The organism is Devosia sp. 1635 (genome assembly GCF_013185955.1).
In the GTDB taxonomy this organism is placed as follows: Bacteria; Pseudomonadota; Alphaproteobacteria; order Rhizobiales; family Devosiaceae; genus Devosia.
Genome location: NZ_JABAOM010000003.1, coordinates 97,148 through 112,969, shown reverse-complemented (window position 1 = coordinate 112,969; position 15,822 = coordinate 97,148). Strand labels below are relative to the sequence as shown.

General features: G+C 65.2%; 15 protein-coding genes. 7 read left to right on the top strand and 8 right to left on the bottom strand.

Annotated features, from left to right (window positions below; genetic code table 11):
- Window positions 1-18 precede the first annotated feature (18 nt).
- A complete protein-coding gene (locus tag HRU92_RS12785) occupies window positions 19-528 on the top strand; it encodes a lipocalin family protein (protein WP_172125621.1) in 510 nt (169 codons plus the stop codon).
- Here the strand turns inward: HRU92_RS12785 and HRU92_RS12780 are convergent, their stop codons facing one another.
- The 6 genes from HRU92_RS12780 to HRU92_RS12755 all read right to left on the bottom strand — a co-directional run bounded on the left by HRU92_RS12780 (window position 529) and on the right by HRU92_RS12755 (window position 7,248).
- On the bottom strand, window positions 529-1,227 hold the full coding sequence (locus HRU92_RS12780; RefSeq protein ID WP_172125623.1) for a FadR/GntR family transcriptional regulator: 699 nt from the start codon (window positions 1,225-1,227) through the stop codon (window positions 529-531).
- A gap of 11 nt (window positions 1,228-1,238) precedes the next feature.
- Window positions 1,239-2,270 carry a four-carbon acid sugar kinase family protein gene (locus tag HRU92_RS12775; RefSeq protein WP_172125625.1) on the bottom strand — a complete coding sequence of 344 codons (1,032 nt, stop codon included), beginning with the start codon at window positions 2,268-2,270 and terminating at the stop codon, window positions 1,239-1,241.
- Complete coding sequence (locus HRU92_RS12770; protein ID WP_172125627.1) at window positions 2,267-3,883, bottom strand: ABC transporter ATP-binding protein; 1,617 nt, start codon at window positions 3,881-3,883, stop codon at window positions 2,267-2,269. Before HRU92_RS12770 ends, HRU92_RS12775 begins: the two co-directional genes overlap by 4 nt.
- Entirely contained in the window at window positions 3,876-4,799 is a 924-nt protein-coding gene (locus HRU92_RS12765; RefSeq protein ID WP_172125629.1) for an ABC transporter permease, read from the bottom strand. Before HRU92_RS12765 ends, HRU92_RS12770 begins: the two co-directional genes overlap by 8 nt.
- Window positions 4,800-4,810: 11 nt before the next feature.
- Window positions 4,811-5,725, bottom strand: coding sequence for an ABC transporter permease (locus HRU92_RS12760; RefSeq protein WP_172125631.1), 915 nt, complete (start codon window positions 5,723-5,725; stop codon window positions 4,811-4,813).
- A gap of 77 nt (window positions 5,726-5,802) precedes the next feature.
- The gene (locus HRU92_RS12755; protein ID WP_172125727.1) at window positions 5,803-7,248 is read right to left on the bottom strand and encodes an ABC transporter substrate-binding protein; all 1,446 of its coding nucleotides are present in this window, start codon (window positions 7,246-7,248) and stop codon (window positions 5,803-5,805) included.
- Window positions 7,249-7,611: 363 nt separating this feature from the next.
- On the opposite strand from HRU92_RS12755, the gene HRU92_RS12750 reads away from it, so the two are divergent.
- Genes HRU92_RS12750 through HRU92_RS12735 form a run of 4 tightly spaced genes read left to right on the top strand, consistent with a single transcriptional unit; the run spans window position 7,612 to window position 11,789 of the window.
- On the top strand, window positions 7,612-8,784 hold the full coding sequence (locus tag HRU92_RS12750; protein ID WP_172125633.1) for an exo-alpha-sialidase: 1,173 nt from the start codon (window positions 7,612-7,614) through the stop codon (window positions 8,782-8,784).
- The gene (pdxA, locus tag HRU92_RS12745) at window positions 8,781-9,731 is read left to right on the top strand and encodes a 4-hydroxythreonine-4-phosphate dehydrogenase PdxA (RefSeq protein WP_172125635.1); all 951 of its coding nucleotides are present in this window, start codon (window positions 8,781-8,783) and stop codon (window positions 9,729-9,731) included. Before HRU92_RS12750 ends, pdxA begins: the two co-directional genes overlap by 4 nt.
- Window positions 9,728-10,657 (top strand): dihydrodipicolinate synthase family protein, encoded by a 930-nt coding sequence (locus HRU92_RS12740; protein ID WP_172125637.1) that lies wholly within the window; start codon window positions 9,728-9,730, stop codon window positions 10,655-10,657. The genes pdxA and HRU92_RS12740 overlap by 4 nt, the downstream gene beginning before the upstream one ends.
- On the top strand, window positions 10,650-11,789 hold the full coding sequence (locus HRU92_RS12735; protein ID WP_248307138.1) for an iron-containing alcohol dehydrogenase: 1,140 nt from the start codon (window positions 10,650-10,652) through the stop codon (window positions 11,787-11,789). Before HRU92_RS12740 ends, HRU92_RS12735 begins: the two co-directional genes overlap by 8 nt.
- A 36-nt stretch (window positions 11,790-11,825) precedes the next feature.
- Here HRU92_RS12735 and arsC read toward each other — a convergent pair whose 3' ends face one another.
- Together arsC and murB are read right to left on the bottom strand one after the other, a co-directional pair.
- Window positions 11,826-12,248 carry an arsenate reductase (glutaredoxin) gene (gene arsC / locus HRU92_RS12730; protein WP_172125639.1) on the bottom strand — a complete coding sequence of 141 codons (423 nt, stop codon included), beginning with the start codon at window positions 12,246-12,248 and terminating at the stop codon, window positions 11,826-11,828.
- Window positions 12,245-13,243 carry a UDP-N-acetylmuramate dehydrogenase gene (gene murB / locus HRU92_RS12725; RefSeq protein WP_210258717.1) on the bottom strand — a complete coding sequence of 333 codons (999 nt, stop codon included), beginning with the start codon at window positions 13,241-13,243 and terminating at the stop codon, window positions 12,245-12,247. The genes arsC and murB overlap by 4 nt, the downstream gene beginning before the upstream one ends.
- Before the next feature lie 154 nt (window positions 13,244-13,397).
- Between murB and HRU92_RS12720 the strand changes: the two genes are divergently transcribed.
- Window positions 13,398-14,219, top strand: coding sequence for a universal stress protein (locus HRU92_RS12720; protein WP_172125643.1), 822 nt, complete (start codon window positions 13,398-13,400; stop codon window positions 14,217-14,219).
- Window positions 14,220-14,290: 71 nt separating this feature from the next.
- Window positions 14,291-15,796, top strand: coding sequence for an acetyl-CoA hydrolase/transferase family protein (locus tag HRU92_RS12715; RefSeq protein WP_172125645.1), 1,506 nt, complete (start codon window positions 14,291-14,293; stop codon window positions 15,794-15,796).
- The last annotated feature ends 26 nt before the right edge of the window (window positions 15,797-15,822 follow it).

Genomic DNA, 15,822 nt, shown 5'->3' with positions numbered 1-15,822 from the left:
CCGGGCAAGGAGTGTCCCATGAGTGATGTAACCACGATCCCCAAGCTCGATCTCAACCGCTATCTCGGCCGCTGGTATGAAATCTGCCGGCTGCCGCTCAAATGGGAGGACGAGACCGCCACCGACATCACCGCGACCTATTCGCTGACCGATGGGGGCAAGGTGCGGGTGGACAATCGCTGCTTTGATGCGGAAGGCAAGCCGAGCCAGGCTCTGGGGGAAGCCACACCGGTCGATGACAGCAAGGCCAAGCTCAAGGTGACGTTTCTGCCGGGGTTCATCCGCTGGCTGCCGTTCACCAGCGGGGATTACTGGGTGCTCAAGCTCGATCCCGACTACCAGGTGGCGCTGGTGGGCGGCCCGGACCGCAACAATCTTTGGGTGCTGGCGCGTGAGCCGCAACTGCCCGAGGCGGTGCTCGAGGATTATCTCGCGGAAGCACGCCGGCAGGGCTTTGACCTCAGCAAGCTGATCACGCCGCGCCATACCGGCCGCCAGGTCACCGACGCGATGGTCGAGGCGCAGTAGCTAACGGCGTGGCTCGAACAAGCGATCGCGCGAGCCGGAGAGGTGGGTTTTCATCATCTGGCGCGCGCCCTCGGCATCGCCTGCGCGAATGGCGTCGTAAATGGCGGTGTGTTCGGTGAATACATGCGCGAGCCCATCGCTGGTGCTGCGCAACGACATGCCATGAAAGCGCATGCCCACGGCGATATGTTCTTCCAGCGCCTGCATGGCGGTTGAAAAATAGGGATTGCCCGAGGCCTTGGCGATGGCCAGGTGGAACATGAAATCGGCGTCGGCACGGTGGGCCTGCCGGTTGGTGGCGTCGCGCAGCAGATCCAGCGCGCCCCGGATTTCGGCGAGCGCCGCATCGGTGCGGCGCCTTGCGGCCATTGCCGCCCCTTCGGGCTCGATGGTGAGGCGGAAATCATAGCAGTGCTGCAGATCGGACAGGTTCTCCATCTGCCCAAAGCCCAGCGGCTCGCGCAGGCCATGGTCGCGCACAAAGCTGCCCGCGCCACGGCGCGAATAGATCAGGCCCTGGTCGCGCAGGCGCTGCAGGGCGTCGCGCACGACGGGCCGCGAAACCTGGAATTCGGCCGCCAGCGTATGCTCGGTGGGCAGGCGCTCATCGACGCCATAGGCGCCCGATTTGATGGCCCGCAACATGCGGTCGAAAACCGCGTCGGAAAGGCTGCGCCGTGCCTGGAGACCATCGGACATAGCTGTTCGTGTCACTCCCCTTGCCCCGCAACCGGGGAGGCAAGCAGACGCAGCAGCGTGTCGCTGTCACCAAAGCCCCCCGATTTGGTGATTATCGTGAAGCCGCCGCCGCGGGCAAGGGGCAGACCGGGCAAGGCTTCGCCGTCAAGGAACAGCACGCCAATGCCCATAGCCTCGAGAATGGCATGGGCGGTGGCGCCGCCCGAAAGCACGAGGCGGGTGCCCGGCGCGGGGGCCAGCCGGGCAAGGGACGCGGCCAGATTGGCGGCGACGCGGGCCGGTTCTGCCGGCTCGGTGCCCGGCATCGCCTGCAACAGGGTGAGGGGCGCGGCGGCAGGCAATTGCGCCGGCGCGATTCCGAGCGGGGCGGCGAGATAAACCAGGTCGGGCCGGCGTGCCCGCAGGGCTTCGATCTGCGCCAAGGTGATGGGGTCGGTCGAGCCGATGACGCAGATCGTTGACGCTGGTGCCGCTGCGGCGAGGTGCGGCTCGTTTGCGGTGGACCAGCTCTGGGCCAGCGCTTCCGCAAGGCCGCGGGCGCCCACCAGCAGATCATGCCCGCCGCAGGCGAGCGCGGCGGCGATATCGGCCTGGGTGACGGCGTCGGGGATAGCGGCCCTGCCGGCATGGCCGCCGAGGCGGCTCGCGACGCTGATGGGTTCAGCGAGGCCGAAGCCGCCCAATTGCCCGTCGCGCACCCAGCGGCCAAAGGCGGGGATCGCGGGAACTACCAGGGCGCTGGTATAAGTGATGGCGTCGAGTTCGGCGGGGATATTGCCCTTGAGGCGGGAGTCGACTTTTTTGAAGATCGGCAGCCCGCGGGGCAGTTCGGCGAGCGCCGCCTGGACGGCGGCCGTGGCGGCGGGTGGGTCGATCTCGCGGCTATTGGTGGATACGCCGACGATCTCGGCGCCGCTGGCCAGCGCCTCGCCTAGTCCGGCCGGCGCGAGCGCCACGGCGGTCGAGAGGCCATGCATAGCAAAGGGGGCGCTGGCATCGAGCGCCCCGGTCAGATCGTCGGCGAGCACAACCAGCCGGGTCATGCCAGGCCGGTGGTGGCGACGCGGCGCTGCGCCTGCACTTCGGGATCGGGATCGAGCGCCGCGGCAAGGAGGCGCTGGGTATAGGGGTGCGTTGGCGCCGTGAAGATCTGCTCGGTGGGGCCGCGCTCGACGATCTCGCCGGCCTTCATCACGATCACCGTATCGGCAAAGTCGCGCACAACGCCCAGATCATGGGCGATGAAGAGGAAGGAAATGCCCAGCCGTTCGCGCAGGCTGTTGAGCAGCGCAATCACCTGGGCCTGGATGGAGACGTCGAGCGCCGAAACCGCCTCGTCGCAGATGATGAGTTCGGGCTCGAGCGCAAGGGCCCGGGCAATGGCGATGCGCTGGCGCTGGCCGCCCGAGAACTGATGGGGATAGCGGGTGGCGTGCTCGGCGCCGAGGCCGACCTGTTCGAGCAGTTCACGCACGCGCGTCTGACGCTGCTTGCGGTCGGGCATGAGCTTGTGGATGTCCCAGCCTTCGGAAATCAGCTGGTAAACCGACATGCGCGGATTGAGCGACTGGGTGGGGTCCTGGAACACCATCTGGATCTGCCGGCGCACGCCCAGCAGCTCGCGCGGGCTGAGCTTGAGCAGGTCCTGCCCCTTCCAGAACGCCGCTCCGCTGTCGGCGGTTTCGAGACGCAGGATCGAGCGGGCCAGGGTGGATTTGCCCGAGCCGCTTTCACCGACAACGGCAAGGGTCTGGCCGCGCGCCAGCGTCAGGGATACGCTCTTGAGGGCGGTATATTGCCCGTAGGTCTTGCAGAGGTCGCGCGCTTCGAGCAGCACCGGCGCTTGCGCGTCGAGCAGGCGGATCTCGCCCTTGCCGGGGGCCGAGCCGATCAGCTTGCGCGTATAGGCGTGCTGGGGGTTGTGGTAGACATCGTGGACCGTGCCGGCCTCAACGATCTGGCCGCTATTCATGACGACAACACGATCGGCAATTTCGGCGACGACCCCAAGGTCATGGGTGATGAGCACGAGACCCATGCCGGTTTCGGCCTGCAATTCCTTGAGGAGCGCGAGCACATCGGCCTGGATGGTGACGTCGAGCGCGGTGGTGGGCTCGTCGGCAATCAGGATATCGGGCTTGAGCGCCAAAGCCATGGCGATCATCAGGCGCTGGCGCTGGCCGCCCGAGAACTGATGGGGGTATTTGCGCACGGCGTTTTCGGGTTCGGGAATACCGACCCGGGTGAGGAGATCGAGCGTGCGGGCGCGTGCTTCGGCGGCCGAGCGGCCATGGGCGGTCATCACCTCGCCGATCTGCCAGCCCACCGGGTAAACCGGGTTGAGATGGCCCAGCGGGTCCTGAAAGATCATGGCGATGCGCTTGCCATTGATGGCGCGGCGCTGCTCGTTGCTCATCGTCAGCAGGTTCTTGCCCTCAAAGAGGATCTCGCCCGAGGTGATATGGGCGGGGGGCATATCGAGGATGTTGAGTACGGCCGAGGCGGACACCGACTTGCCCGAGCCGCTTTCCCCGAGGATGGCGAGGGTTTCGCCGCGATTGACTGACCAGGACACATTGCGCACGGCATGAACGGTGCCGCGAGCGGTGTGGAAATCAACCGACAGGTTGTGAACCGAAAGCAGGGCCTCAGGCATCGGTGGTGCTCCGCGCTTCAAGGCGCCAGCGCTGGGCGGGATCGAGCGCGACGCGCATCCAGTTGGACAGGAGATTGAGGGCAAGTGTGGTGATGACGATCAGCAGGCCCGGCCAGAAGGCCAGCCACCAGGCCGAGGTCAGATAGGGGCGGCCCTGCGACACCATCAGGCCCCAGGTGATGTCAGGCGGCTGGATGCCGATGCCGAGGAAGGACAGCGAGGATTCGGCCAGCATCACAAAGGCGAAGTCGAGCGTGGCGATGGTGACGAGCGTGGGCGCAACCACCGGCAGGATATGGCGGAGGATAATGCGGCGGTTGGAGGCGCCCATCACCACGGCGGCCTGCACGAACATGCGCTGGCGTACTTCGAGCACTTCGGCGCGGGTCGTGCGCAGATAGATGGGGATGCGGGTGATAGCCAGAACCAGGATCATGTTGGGGATGGAGGGGCCCAGCACGTAAAGCACGATCACCGCGATGAGGAGCGAGGGGAAGCTCATGATGACGTCGGCAAGGCGCATGATGGCCTGGGAGACATGCTTGCCGAGATAGCCGGCGAGCAGGCCCAGCACCGCGCCCACCAGCATGGCGACGGCCACGGTGCCGGCGGCAACCAGCATGGTCGAGCGCGCCGCGACAACGAGGCGCGCGAGCATGGGGCGGCCAAGGCTATCGCCGCCCAGCACAAAGGCCCAGCCCCGCGCGAGGTCAAAGGGCGGGCTGTTGCGGCCGCGCAGGTTCTGGCTCGAGGCGAGATCGCCGAGCAGCATGGGGCCGAACACGGCAAAGAGGACGATGATCAGCAGTACGATGGCCGACACAAAGGCCAGCTTGTCGCGCCAGAGCATGGAGAGCAGCGGCCAGTGGCGCTGTTTTTCGCTGGGGGCGGGAGTGACGGTCGAAAGGTCCGACATGGCGCGCCTCCTCAGTGCCGAATGCGCGGATCGAGCAGGCCATAGGCGAAGTCGATCAGGATGTTCATGAGGAAAATGGCGATGGCGGTGACCATGATGGCGGCGAGTACGACGTTGAAATCGCGCTGCAGGATGGAGTCGATCATGAGCTTGCCGATGCCGGGGAAGCCGAAAATGGTTTCAACGATCACCGCGCCGTTGAGCATGGCGGCGGCCTGGTCGCCGATCACGGTGATCACGGGCAGCATGGCATTGCGCAGGGTATGGACGAAAATGATGGGGAGGTTGCGCACGCCCTTGGCCTTGGCCGTCTTGACATAGGGGGCGCTCAGCGCCGCGAGCATGGAGCCGCGCACCACCTGCACGATGAGTCCGAAGGGGCGCACAAACAGCACGGCAATGGGCAAGATCCAGTGCCAGGGCGTGCCGACGCCCGAAGTGGGCAGCCAGGCCAGGTTGATCGAGAAAATGACGATAGCGACGATGGCGATCCAGAAATCGGGGGCCGAAGCGCCGATCAGGGAGATGATGGACACCAGCCGGTCAAAGAACCCGCCGACATTGAAGGCGGCCAGGGCGCCCAGGATGATGGAGGCCACGACAACCAGCGCCATGGTGATCAGCGCCAGCGGCAAGGTCCAGGCATAGGCTTCCAGCACCACATCGATGGCCGGACGCGCCTTGCGCAGGCTTTCGCCGAAATCGAGATGCAGGAAATCCCAGACATAGCGGCCGAACTGTTCCATCAGCGGCAGGTCCAGGCCGTTGATGGCGCGGAACTGCGCCTTCATTTCCTCGGTCGCATCGATGGGCAGGAACAGGGCCGCCGGATCACCGGTGAGGCGGGACAGGAAGAAGACCAGCACGAGCAGGCCCAGGAGCGACAGCAAGCTGGCGATGGCGCGCTGCGAGATCAGTTTGGTCATGGCCGATCATCCGGTTGGAAGCGAAAGACGATGCCGGGGTTGGACCCGGCACCGCAGAGGTTGGCAGTCGTGGCGGCTTACTTGAAGCCGATTTCCGAGAGCTGCAGCTGCTGGTTGGTGGCGATGGTGGGCGTGAAGTCGAGACGCTCACTGACGCGGCTATGGCCAACCATGTGGAAGAGGAGCGCATCGGCAACCACTTCGTCATGGACATAGGCAAACAGCTCGGACCAAAGGGCAGCGCGTTCCTCACCGGTAGCGGCAGTGGCGCGCTCGATCAGATCGTCCGCCTTGGGGTCGGAGATGCCCGACTGGGTGCCGTTGCTGTGGTACTTGAAGTACATCGAGAATACCGGGTCGCCGCGCGAATTGTCGTGCTGGGCGACAACCAGCTGGGCAGGACGGCCTTCGGGATAGGGCTTGGAGTAGTACTGCTCGTGCTCGGCCACTTCCACCATGCGCAGGCTGGCATTGAAGCCCACTTCGTTGAGCATCTGCACCAGGGCTTCGCCGACTTCGGTGACATGGGGGAAGTTCTCGGTGCGCGCGATCACCTCGATGGGCGCCTTGATGTTGACGCCTTCGGCCTCGGCCTCCGCGAGCCAGGCCTTGGCTTGTTCGGGGTCATAGGCATGGGGCTCAAGGTCGGCGTTCCAACCAAGCGTCGTCGGCGGGACCATGGCGGTGGCGAGTTCAGTGCCGGCGGCGAGCACGGTGCCGATGAAGGCCTCGCGGTCGATGGCGGCGTTCAGCGCCTTGCGGACGCGCAGGTCACCCATGGGCTCGACGGTCTGGTCGATGCGCAGATAGACGGTTTCGGAATTGGGGTAGGTGAAGTCGGTCGCCGGGTTGGTGGCTTCCACTTCGGTGATCTGGGGGGCGATATCGGCTTCGCCAGTTTCCACCATAGCCGCGCGCACGGCGGGCTCGGAGCGGAACACATAGGTGGCCGAGGTCACGGCCGGAGCCTCGCCCCAGTAATCGTCGCGGCGGGTCAGCACGATCTGCTGTCCGGCGGTCCAGTCAGTCATGGCATACGGGCCGGTGCCGATCGGCTCACGCACAAATTCCATAGGCGTTTCGGAGGGCACGATGGTCACGAGCGACATCAGCAGCGGCAGAATGGGCTGGGCGGGCTCGGCCTTGACGTCGATGGTGTTGTCATCGACCACGGTGAAGGTCAGGTCGGTGTCGGCGAAATAGCGCGCGCTTTCGCAGGTCAACTGGTCGCTGAACACGCGGTCAAAGGAGTGCTTGACGTCGGCAGCGTCAAAGCTGGTGCCGTCCGAGAAGGACACGCCCTGGCGCAGCTTGAACTGCCAGGTGCCGTCGCCTTTGTCTTCCCACGATTCCGCCAGGCGCGGCATCAGACCCTTGTCGCCGCGCACATCGAGCTCGGTCAGGGTTTCGCTGATGTTCTGGAGCACGACGCGGCCGATATTGGACCGGGTGGCCATGCAGGGATCCACCAGGTCGAGCTCTTCGCTCAAGACCACGGTGATATCGGTATCGGACTGCGCCATTGCCGGGGCAATCGCGGTGGAAGCCAGCAGAACGCCGACCAGAATGCGTTTGAAGATCAATTCTACCTCCCTAAGGCAGCTTGCGGATGGATGAACGCCGCTGCGAAGCGCTCCCGCTCGTTCCTCCGGACGCGCCGATAACAGTCGGCTTGCCGTTGGCCGGCACTATCTAGCGCTGTCATGGAGTTGTCAAACGAATTTGGGCGAGTGCCGCTGCGGCGTTCCGTTCTCCGATATAAGACGCTGATTACAAACAACAATCTTGGCACCCCTTAGACTTGTCCGTGTGAGATGTGGCAATAATAACTTGACAACATGGATTGTCCCGCCGAGTTTGCGGCAACCAAAACCGTGGGGAGAGACATGACTCCAGACCAAATCGCCGCTCGCATGACGGGGGAGATCCTGCCCGGGCAGGACGGCTTGCTGGAGGCCTATCTGCCTTCGCCCATGGTGCAGAACCATGCCGCCTTCATCGAGCGCCTGGAGGGTGGCACGCTGGCTTGCCTGTGGTTCGGCGGCACGCTCGAGGGGAAGTCCGACATCTCCGTGTTCGGCTGCACGCTGGCGCCCGGCGCCGAGCGCTGGTCCGAGCCGGCGCAGCTGAGCAATGATCCCGAGCGCTCCGAGCAGAACCCGGTGCTGACGCGTAACGAGCGCGGCCAGTGGCAGCTGTTCCACACCGCCCAGCCCGCTGGCAACCAGGACGAGTGCCTGCTGCGGGCCCGCCCGATCACGCTCGAAAATGGCCTCCTCGCCGGAGGCGAGCCGCGGCTGGTCGATCTGCCCTTGGGTACGTTTGTGCGCGCCCGCTTTGTGCGCCGCGCCGATGGTGCCTGGATGATGCCGGTGTTCCGCTGCATCCCACGCCCCGGGCAGCGCTGGAACGGCAGCCATGATACCGCGGGCGTTGCCGTCAGCCATGACGATGGCGAGAGCTGGCAGCTGACCGAAGTGCCCGGCTCCATCGGCTCGGTGCATATGACCATCGTGCCGCTCGATGGCGAGCACATGGTGGCCTTTTATCGCCGCCGGCAGTCGGACTTCGTGCACCGCTCGGAAAGCCTTGATGGTGGCCTCACCTGGTCGGCCCCCGAGCCGACCGATGTGCCCAACAACAATTCCTCGATCAATGTGGTGCGTCTGCGCGATGGACGGCTGGCCATGGTGTGCAACCCCGCATCCGCGGCCACTTCAAGCGATCGGCGCGTCTCGCTTTATGACGAGATCGAAGCGGGCGACGATCGGCCCGACGCCACGGGCGGCTGCCAGCCGATCTGGGGCGTGCCGCGCGCGCCTCTGAGCCTCTGCGTCTCGAGCGATGGCGGGCTGACCTGGCCCCTTCGTCGCGTCATCGATGACAGCCCCGGCACGTGCCTGTCCAACAATTCGGAAGACGGCCGCAACAAGGAATTGTCCTATCCCTATCTGCTGGAGGGCGAGGATGGGGCGATCCATGTCGCCTACACTTATTTCCGGCGGGCAATCAAATATGTCCGGCTGCCCCAGGGCTGGATCGATGGAGGCGCTGCATGAGCGATGTAATCGGCATTACCATGGGCGACCCCGCCGGGGTCGGACCCGAGATCAGCGTGCGCGCGCTCAGCGAGATGAGCCCCGAGGACCGGGCGCGCACCCGCATCTATGGCGACCGGGCGACGCTGGAGCTGGCGCTGGCCGCCACCGGCGTGACGCTCGATCTTGATGGCGTGGTGGAAGACCTGCCGATTGAAGGCGGGCCGCTGCCCTGGGGCAAGCTCGATCCGCGCGGCGGCGACGCCGCCTTCCGCTTCATCGAAAAGGCAGTGCGCGATGCCGAAGCCGGCCGCATCGGCTGCATCGTGACGGCGCCGATCAACAAGGAAGCGCTCAACCTGGCCGGGCATCACTATGATGGCCATACCGGCATGCTCGCGGCCCTGACGGGGCAAAAGTCGGCCTTCATGCTGCTCGCTTCCGAGCGGCTCAAGGTTATCCATGTCTCCACCCATGTGTCGCTCAAAACAGCGATCGACCGGGCGACGCCCGAGCGGATCCTCGCGACCATCCGCGCCGGCAACGAGCATCTCAAGCGCATCGGCTACGCCAAACCGCGGATTGCCGTTGCGGGCATCAATCCCCATTGCGGGGAAGGCGGTTTGTTCGGCACCGAGGACGATGTGCAGGTGGCTCCCGCCGTCGCCATGGCCCGTGCGGAAGGCATCGAAGTGCAGGGGCCGATCTCGGCCGATACGGTTTATCACCGCGCCTATAATGGCGGGTTCGACCTCGTGATCGCCCAGTATCACGATCAGGGGCATATCCCGATCAAGCTCGTGGCCTTCGATACCGCGGTCAATGTGTCGCTGGGCCTGCCGATCGACCGCACTTCGGTGGACCATGGCACGGCCTTCGACATTGCCGGCACCGGCAAGGCCAACCACACCAATATGAATGCCGCGATCGCTTATGCGCGTCGCCTTGTTGCGGGAAAGAACACATGAATACGGCCCTGAACCTGCCCATCCATGGGGTGTTCTGCGCTTCGGCCACGCCGGTTGCGGCGGATGGCACGCCTGACCACGCTGCGTTCGCCGCCCATTGCGATGCGCTGCTCGATGAGGGTTGCGACGGCATCGCACTATTGGGCACGACGGGAGAGGCCAACAGCTTTTCCATTGCCCAGCGCCAGGCGCTGCTCGAGCAGGTGATCAGCAGCGGCATCGATCCGCAGCGCCTGCTGCCCGGCACTTCGCAGACCAATGTGCCCGATACCGTGACCCTCGTGCGCCATGCCGTGGATGCGGGGGTCAAGGCCGTCGTGGTGCTGCCGCCCTTTTACTACAAGGGGGTAAGCGACGAGGGTCTGTTTCGCTTTTATGCTGAGGTGATCGGGGCCGTGGGCAGCGATGCGCTGCGCGTCGTGCTGTATCACATCCCGCCCATCGCTCAGGTGGGCTTGTCACTCGAATTGGTGGGCCGGCTGCGCGAGGCGTTCCCGGGCGTGATCGTCGGCATCAAGGACAGCTCGGGCAAGCTCGAGAGCATGCAGGCTTTCGCTGGCGCCTTCCAGAATTTCTCGGTGCTCTCGGGCGCCGATCCCTTCATGCTGCCGCTGCTGCAGTCGGGCGGGGCGGGGTGCATCACCTCCTCGTCCAATTTGATCGGGGCGCATCTGCGCGTCGTTTTCGATGGCTGGCACGATCCGGCGCAAGCCGAGCAGGTGGCCCGGGCGCAGAGCCGGATCGAGGCCTGGCGCAATCTCTCCAATGCCTATGTGCAGCTGCCCACGATCAAGGCGATGCTGGCCAAGCGGCGCGGTCATCCCGGCTGGACGCGCGTGCGCCCGCCGCTGGTGGAGCTCGACGCGGCTCAGCTCGAAACTGTTTGGGGCCAGATGGCCGAACTTGAGGCGCAGGACAATGGCTGAAGCCACTCTTTCCATGGCACGGCCGATTACCTTGCTGCAGCCGGCGCGGCTGGAAATCGGCGCCGGCGCGATCAGCAAGCTCGGCGAATGGGCCGGCGCGTTCAGCCGCGTCTTCGTTGTGGCAATGCCGCCGACGGAGGGTTTTGTCGAGCGGATCGGCCTTGCCGGTGAGTTGCAAGTGTTTGTCGACCTGCCGCCCGAGCCGGACCTGCCGGCGGTGGAGCGGGTGCTGGCCGCCGCTCGCGCCTTCAAGCCCGATCTCGTGATCGGGTTGGGCGGCGGCTCGGTAATGGATGTCGCCAAGCTCGTGGCCGTCCTGTGGGACAGCTCGGAAACCATTCTTGATGTGGTGGGGCCGGGCAAGGTCAAGGGCCGGCGCACCGCATTGGCGCAGGTGCCGACCACTTCGGGCACCGGCTCGGAAGCGGGCATCCGCGCGCTCGTCACCAATCCCGAGACGCTGGCCAAGCTCGCGATCGAAAGCCAGTTCATGCTGGCCGACCTCGCCATTCTTGATCCGGAGCTGACCTATTCGGTGCCTTCGGCGGTGACGGCAGCGACGGGCGTTGATGCGCTGGCCCATTGCGTTGAGGCCTTCACCAATATCAAGGCCCATCCGCTGATCGATGGCTATGCGCGGCTGGGGATCGAACTGGTCGGGCGCTATTTGGCGCGGGCCGTGGCCGATGGTTCAGACACCGAAGCGCGGGCCGGCATGATGCTCGCCTCCTATTATGGCGGGATCTGCCTCGGGCCCGTGAATACGGCGGCTGGGCATGCGCTCGCTTATCCGCTGGGCACGCGGCTCAAGCTGCCCCATGGCCTCGCCAATGCGATCATTTTTCCGCATGTGCTGGCCTTCAACCAGCCTGCTCAGCCGGAAAAGACTGCCGAGATCATGGCCTTGCTTGGCCTGCCGGCAGCAGAAAACCCAGAAGCGGTGCTGGCCGGGGCGATGCAGTTCTGCCGGCAGCTGGGGGTCGAGATGGGCCTTGGCGCCCATGGCGCCGAAGGGGCGGCCTTGCCGGACTGGGCGGTCGAGGCCCATGCCATTCGCCGGCTGATGGACAACAATCCCCGCACGATGACCGCCGAGGATGTGCTGGCCATCTACCAGGCGGCACTGAACTGACGTTTGCGGCGCCGGGCAAGACCCGGCGCTGCGCGATCAAACCACGCGGCGGCCCTCGGCATCGACCACCACTTCCCCATCTTCCTTGGTGAAGGGGCCGATCGCCGGGTTCTCCAGAATCTCGAGCACGAGCTCGGAGGGGCGGCACAGGCGGGTGCCCTTGGCAGTCACCACAAAGGGCCGGTTGAGCAGGATCGGGTGCGCCGCGATGGCGTCCAGCATGGCCTCCTCATCGACTAAAGGGTCCCCAAGCCCCAGCGCGTCAAAGGGCGTTCCCTTCTGGCGCAGCGCCTCACGCAGCGTCAGGCCAGCATCGGCAACGAGCTGGCGTATCGCGGCGCGGTCTGGTGGGGTTTTCAGATATTCAACCACGTCCGGCTCGACGCCGCTTTGGCGGATCATGGCGAGGGTGTTACGCGAGGTACCGCAATCGGGATTGTGGTAGATGGTGACGCTCATATCGTTTCGGGCTCCTGCACCAGGATGACGCCGAATTCGGCCTCAACGCCCGCGCGGACGCGTTCGCTGATCTCCGCAATATCGGCATAGGTGGCGCCGCCATGATTGACCACGACAAGGGCGTGCCGCTCGGACACGCCGGCGCCGCCAATGCGCAGGCCCTTGAAGCCGCTCTGCTCGATCAGCCATCCCGCCGATAGCTTGCTGCGCCCATCGGGCTGCGCATAAGCGGGCGCGGCGGGATAGGCGGCGCGAATGCGCTCGAGCGTCAAGGAATCCACCACCGGGTTGTGAAAGAAAGAGCCGGCATTGCCGGTCTGGGTCCAGTCGGGCAGCTTGGAGCGGCGCAGCGCCACGACGCGATCCATGACCGCCTGGGGGCTGGCATCGGATGGCAGCTCGGACAGGCCGGCATAGCCCAGATTGGGCGTCCAGGCGCGGGGCAGGGCAAAGCGCACTGCGGAAACGATGAAGCGGTCGGGATCGCGCTTGAAGAGGCTTTGCCGATAGCTGAAGGCGCAAGCGGCCGCGTCGAGTTCGACAAAGCGCTGCTCATGCGTGTCATAGGCGGTGAGCGACGCGAAGCGGTCCGCCAGTTCAAGCCCATAGGCGCCGATATTTTGCACCGGGGATGCCCCGACCGTGCCCGGGATCAGCGCCAGGTTCTCGAGCCCGGGCAGGCCGCTCGCGACCGTATGAGCGACGAACTCGTGCCAGTTCTCGCCGCCCCCGGCCTCGATGATGGTGTGCTCGGCGGTTTCGTCGATGATCTGGCGGCCCGTGATCGCCATCTGCGCGACAATGCCCTCGAAGCGCGGGCGCAGCACGACATTGCTGCCCTGACCGAGAATGCGCAGCGGCAGGCCCAAATCCTTGGCCGCGTCGAGCAGGGCGGGAATATCGGCGGGCGTGTTGATCGTCGTGCCAAAGCGCGCCTTGGCTGACAGGCCAAAGGTGTTGCAGGGTCGCAGGTCGAAGTCGGGAATCAATTGCATCGGCATACCCGCTAGCGGGCCTTGATGGTTTGAGCAAGGCTCCGCGTGGCAACGGAGGTGGCCCGCCGACTTGACCGAGGTCAAGGTCGCCCCGCCTTGGCCTTGCTAGTCTGGTGTGGTGGCCCTGTGAGCTGGCCCGCAACGGGAGTGGCAGATGAAGGATATTGTGGTTCAACTCACCGGGTCCCCCGAGGACGAGTTTCGCCTGACCACCGCCGAAACAATTGCCCGCAGCTTCGAGGCGCACCTGACGGGGCTTCTGGTGCATATGCGGCCCGAGATTTTTGCCGGGCCCGAAGCGTCACTGGGCTTGATGTTGCAGGAAATGATCAACGAGGCCGAGCGGCTCACGCGCGAGCGGCAGGCAGCACTCGAGGATCGTCTCGACAAGATGGGATTGCCCACCGAGCTGCGCGTGGTTTCGGGTTTTGCCGGGACGGTGGGCAGTCAAATGGCGGCCGAGGCGCGGACCGCCGACCTTTTCGTTGGCACCAGGCCCTATGGGGAAGGAGCGCAGGATTCCCAGATCGAGGAGGCCGTGTTGTTTGAATCGGGCACCGGCTGCTTGTGGCTGCCGCCGATGAAAGCTGCCGCGAGCGCGCTCGATATGGTGCTGGTGGCGTGGAAAGACACACGTGAATCATCGCGAGCGGTCAAGGATGCGCTGCCGCTGCTCAAACTGGCGGGGCGGGTCGTCGTCGCCATGGTCACCGATGAGGCGGGTGAAGCCAGCGGCGTGGTCGAGGGCGGCGATATTGCCCTCTATCTCAGCCGGCATGGGGTGGCGGTGGAGCTCCGGGAGATCGCCGGCTGGCGCAATGCCGCCGAAGCGATCCAGAACGAGGCGGAAAAGCTGCGCGCCCAACTGATTGTTGCCGGTGCTTATAGCCATTCGCGCATGCGCGAGCGCCTGCTAGGCGGCGTCACCCGGGTGTTGCTGAGTGAAGCGGTGATCCCGGTGTTCATGTCCCGCTAGGGCAACTGGCAGCAAATCACGCCCGGGCCGCGCGCCCGCTTTTCCCCCCCAACTACCCTGGTGCTGATGTGTTGAACCAAGCCGAACTCGCCGCCCGGATCCGCCGCCCCGAACTGCTCGAGCGCATTTGCACGGCGCGCGAAGCGGCCGACCGGCTGGGTAATGGCATGCTGGTGGGCATGAGCGGGTTCACGCGCGCCGGGGACGCCAAGGCGGTGCCGCTGGCCATGGCGGAACGGGCAGCGCTTGACCCGTTCACGATCACCCTCATTACCGGGGCCTCGCTGGGCCATGACGTCGACCGGGTGTTGACCGAAGCGGGCGTTTTGGCGCGCCGCATGCCGTTCCAGGTGGATACAACGCTGCGCGCCGCCATCAACCGGGGCGAGGTGATGTTTATCGACCAGCACTTGAGCGAAACGGTGGAGCATCTGCGCTCGGGGCAACTTGGGGTGATGGACTACGCCATTGTGGAGGCGGCAGCGATCACCGAGACCGGGGGCATCGTGCCTAGTACCTCGGTGGGCAATTCGGCCAGCTTTGCCGTTCTGGCCAAAAAGCTCATCGTCGAGATCAACCTCGCCCAGCCCCTGGCCCTCGAAGGGCTGCACGACATCTATTTCCCCTCCAAGCGCCCCACGCGCCTGCCGATCCCGATCGTTGCCGTGGATAGCCGGGTGGGCCTGCCTTATGTGCCGATCGATCCCGACAAGATCGTGGCGATTGTCTTGACCCATACTGCCGACAGCGCGTCCAACAATGAACGGCCCGATGCCGATACCAACGCCATCGCGGATAAGCTTATCGGCTTGCTGGAAAGCGAAGTGGCCGCCGGACGGCTTGATCTGTCATTGCAGCCGCTGCAGGCGGGGATCGGCACCATCGCCAATGCAGTGCTGGCGGGGTTGGGCGATGGGCCGTTCCATCACCTCAAGATGTATTCCGAGGTGCTGCAGGATTCCACCTTTGATCTGTTTGATACCGGCAAGCTGGTGTTTGCCTCGGCCTCGTCGATCACCCTGACGGCGGAATGTGCGGGGCGCGTCTTCACCAATCTTGACCGTTATCGCGATCGGCTGGTGCTGCGGCCCCAGGAAATGAGCAACCACCCCGAAGTGGTGCGGCGGCTCGGGATCATCGCGATCAACACCGCGCTCGAGTTCGACCTTTATGGCAATGTGAACTCCACCCATGTGAACGGCACCCAGATGATGAATGGCATCGGCGGCTCGGGGGATTTTGCGCGCAACGCTTATCTGTCGATCTTTGTGACGCGATCCATGGCCAAGGGCGGCACGATCTCTTCGGTGGTGCCGATGGTGAGCCATGTGGATCACAGCGAGCATGACGTCGATGTCGTCATCACCGAATGTGGCCTCGCCGATCTGCGAGACCTGGCGCCGCGCGAGCGGGCCCGCGCCATCATCGACAATTGCGTGCACCCCGACTACCGGGCGCAGCTCGAGGATTATTTCACGCGCGCCAGCGCCCGGGGCGGGCATACGCCCCATCTGCTGGAAGAAGCACTGTCCTGGCATCAGCGCCGCATGAGCACGGGCAGCATGCTCGCGGGCTGAGGGCTGGGGCCGCGGCGATAGCGGCC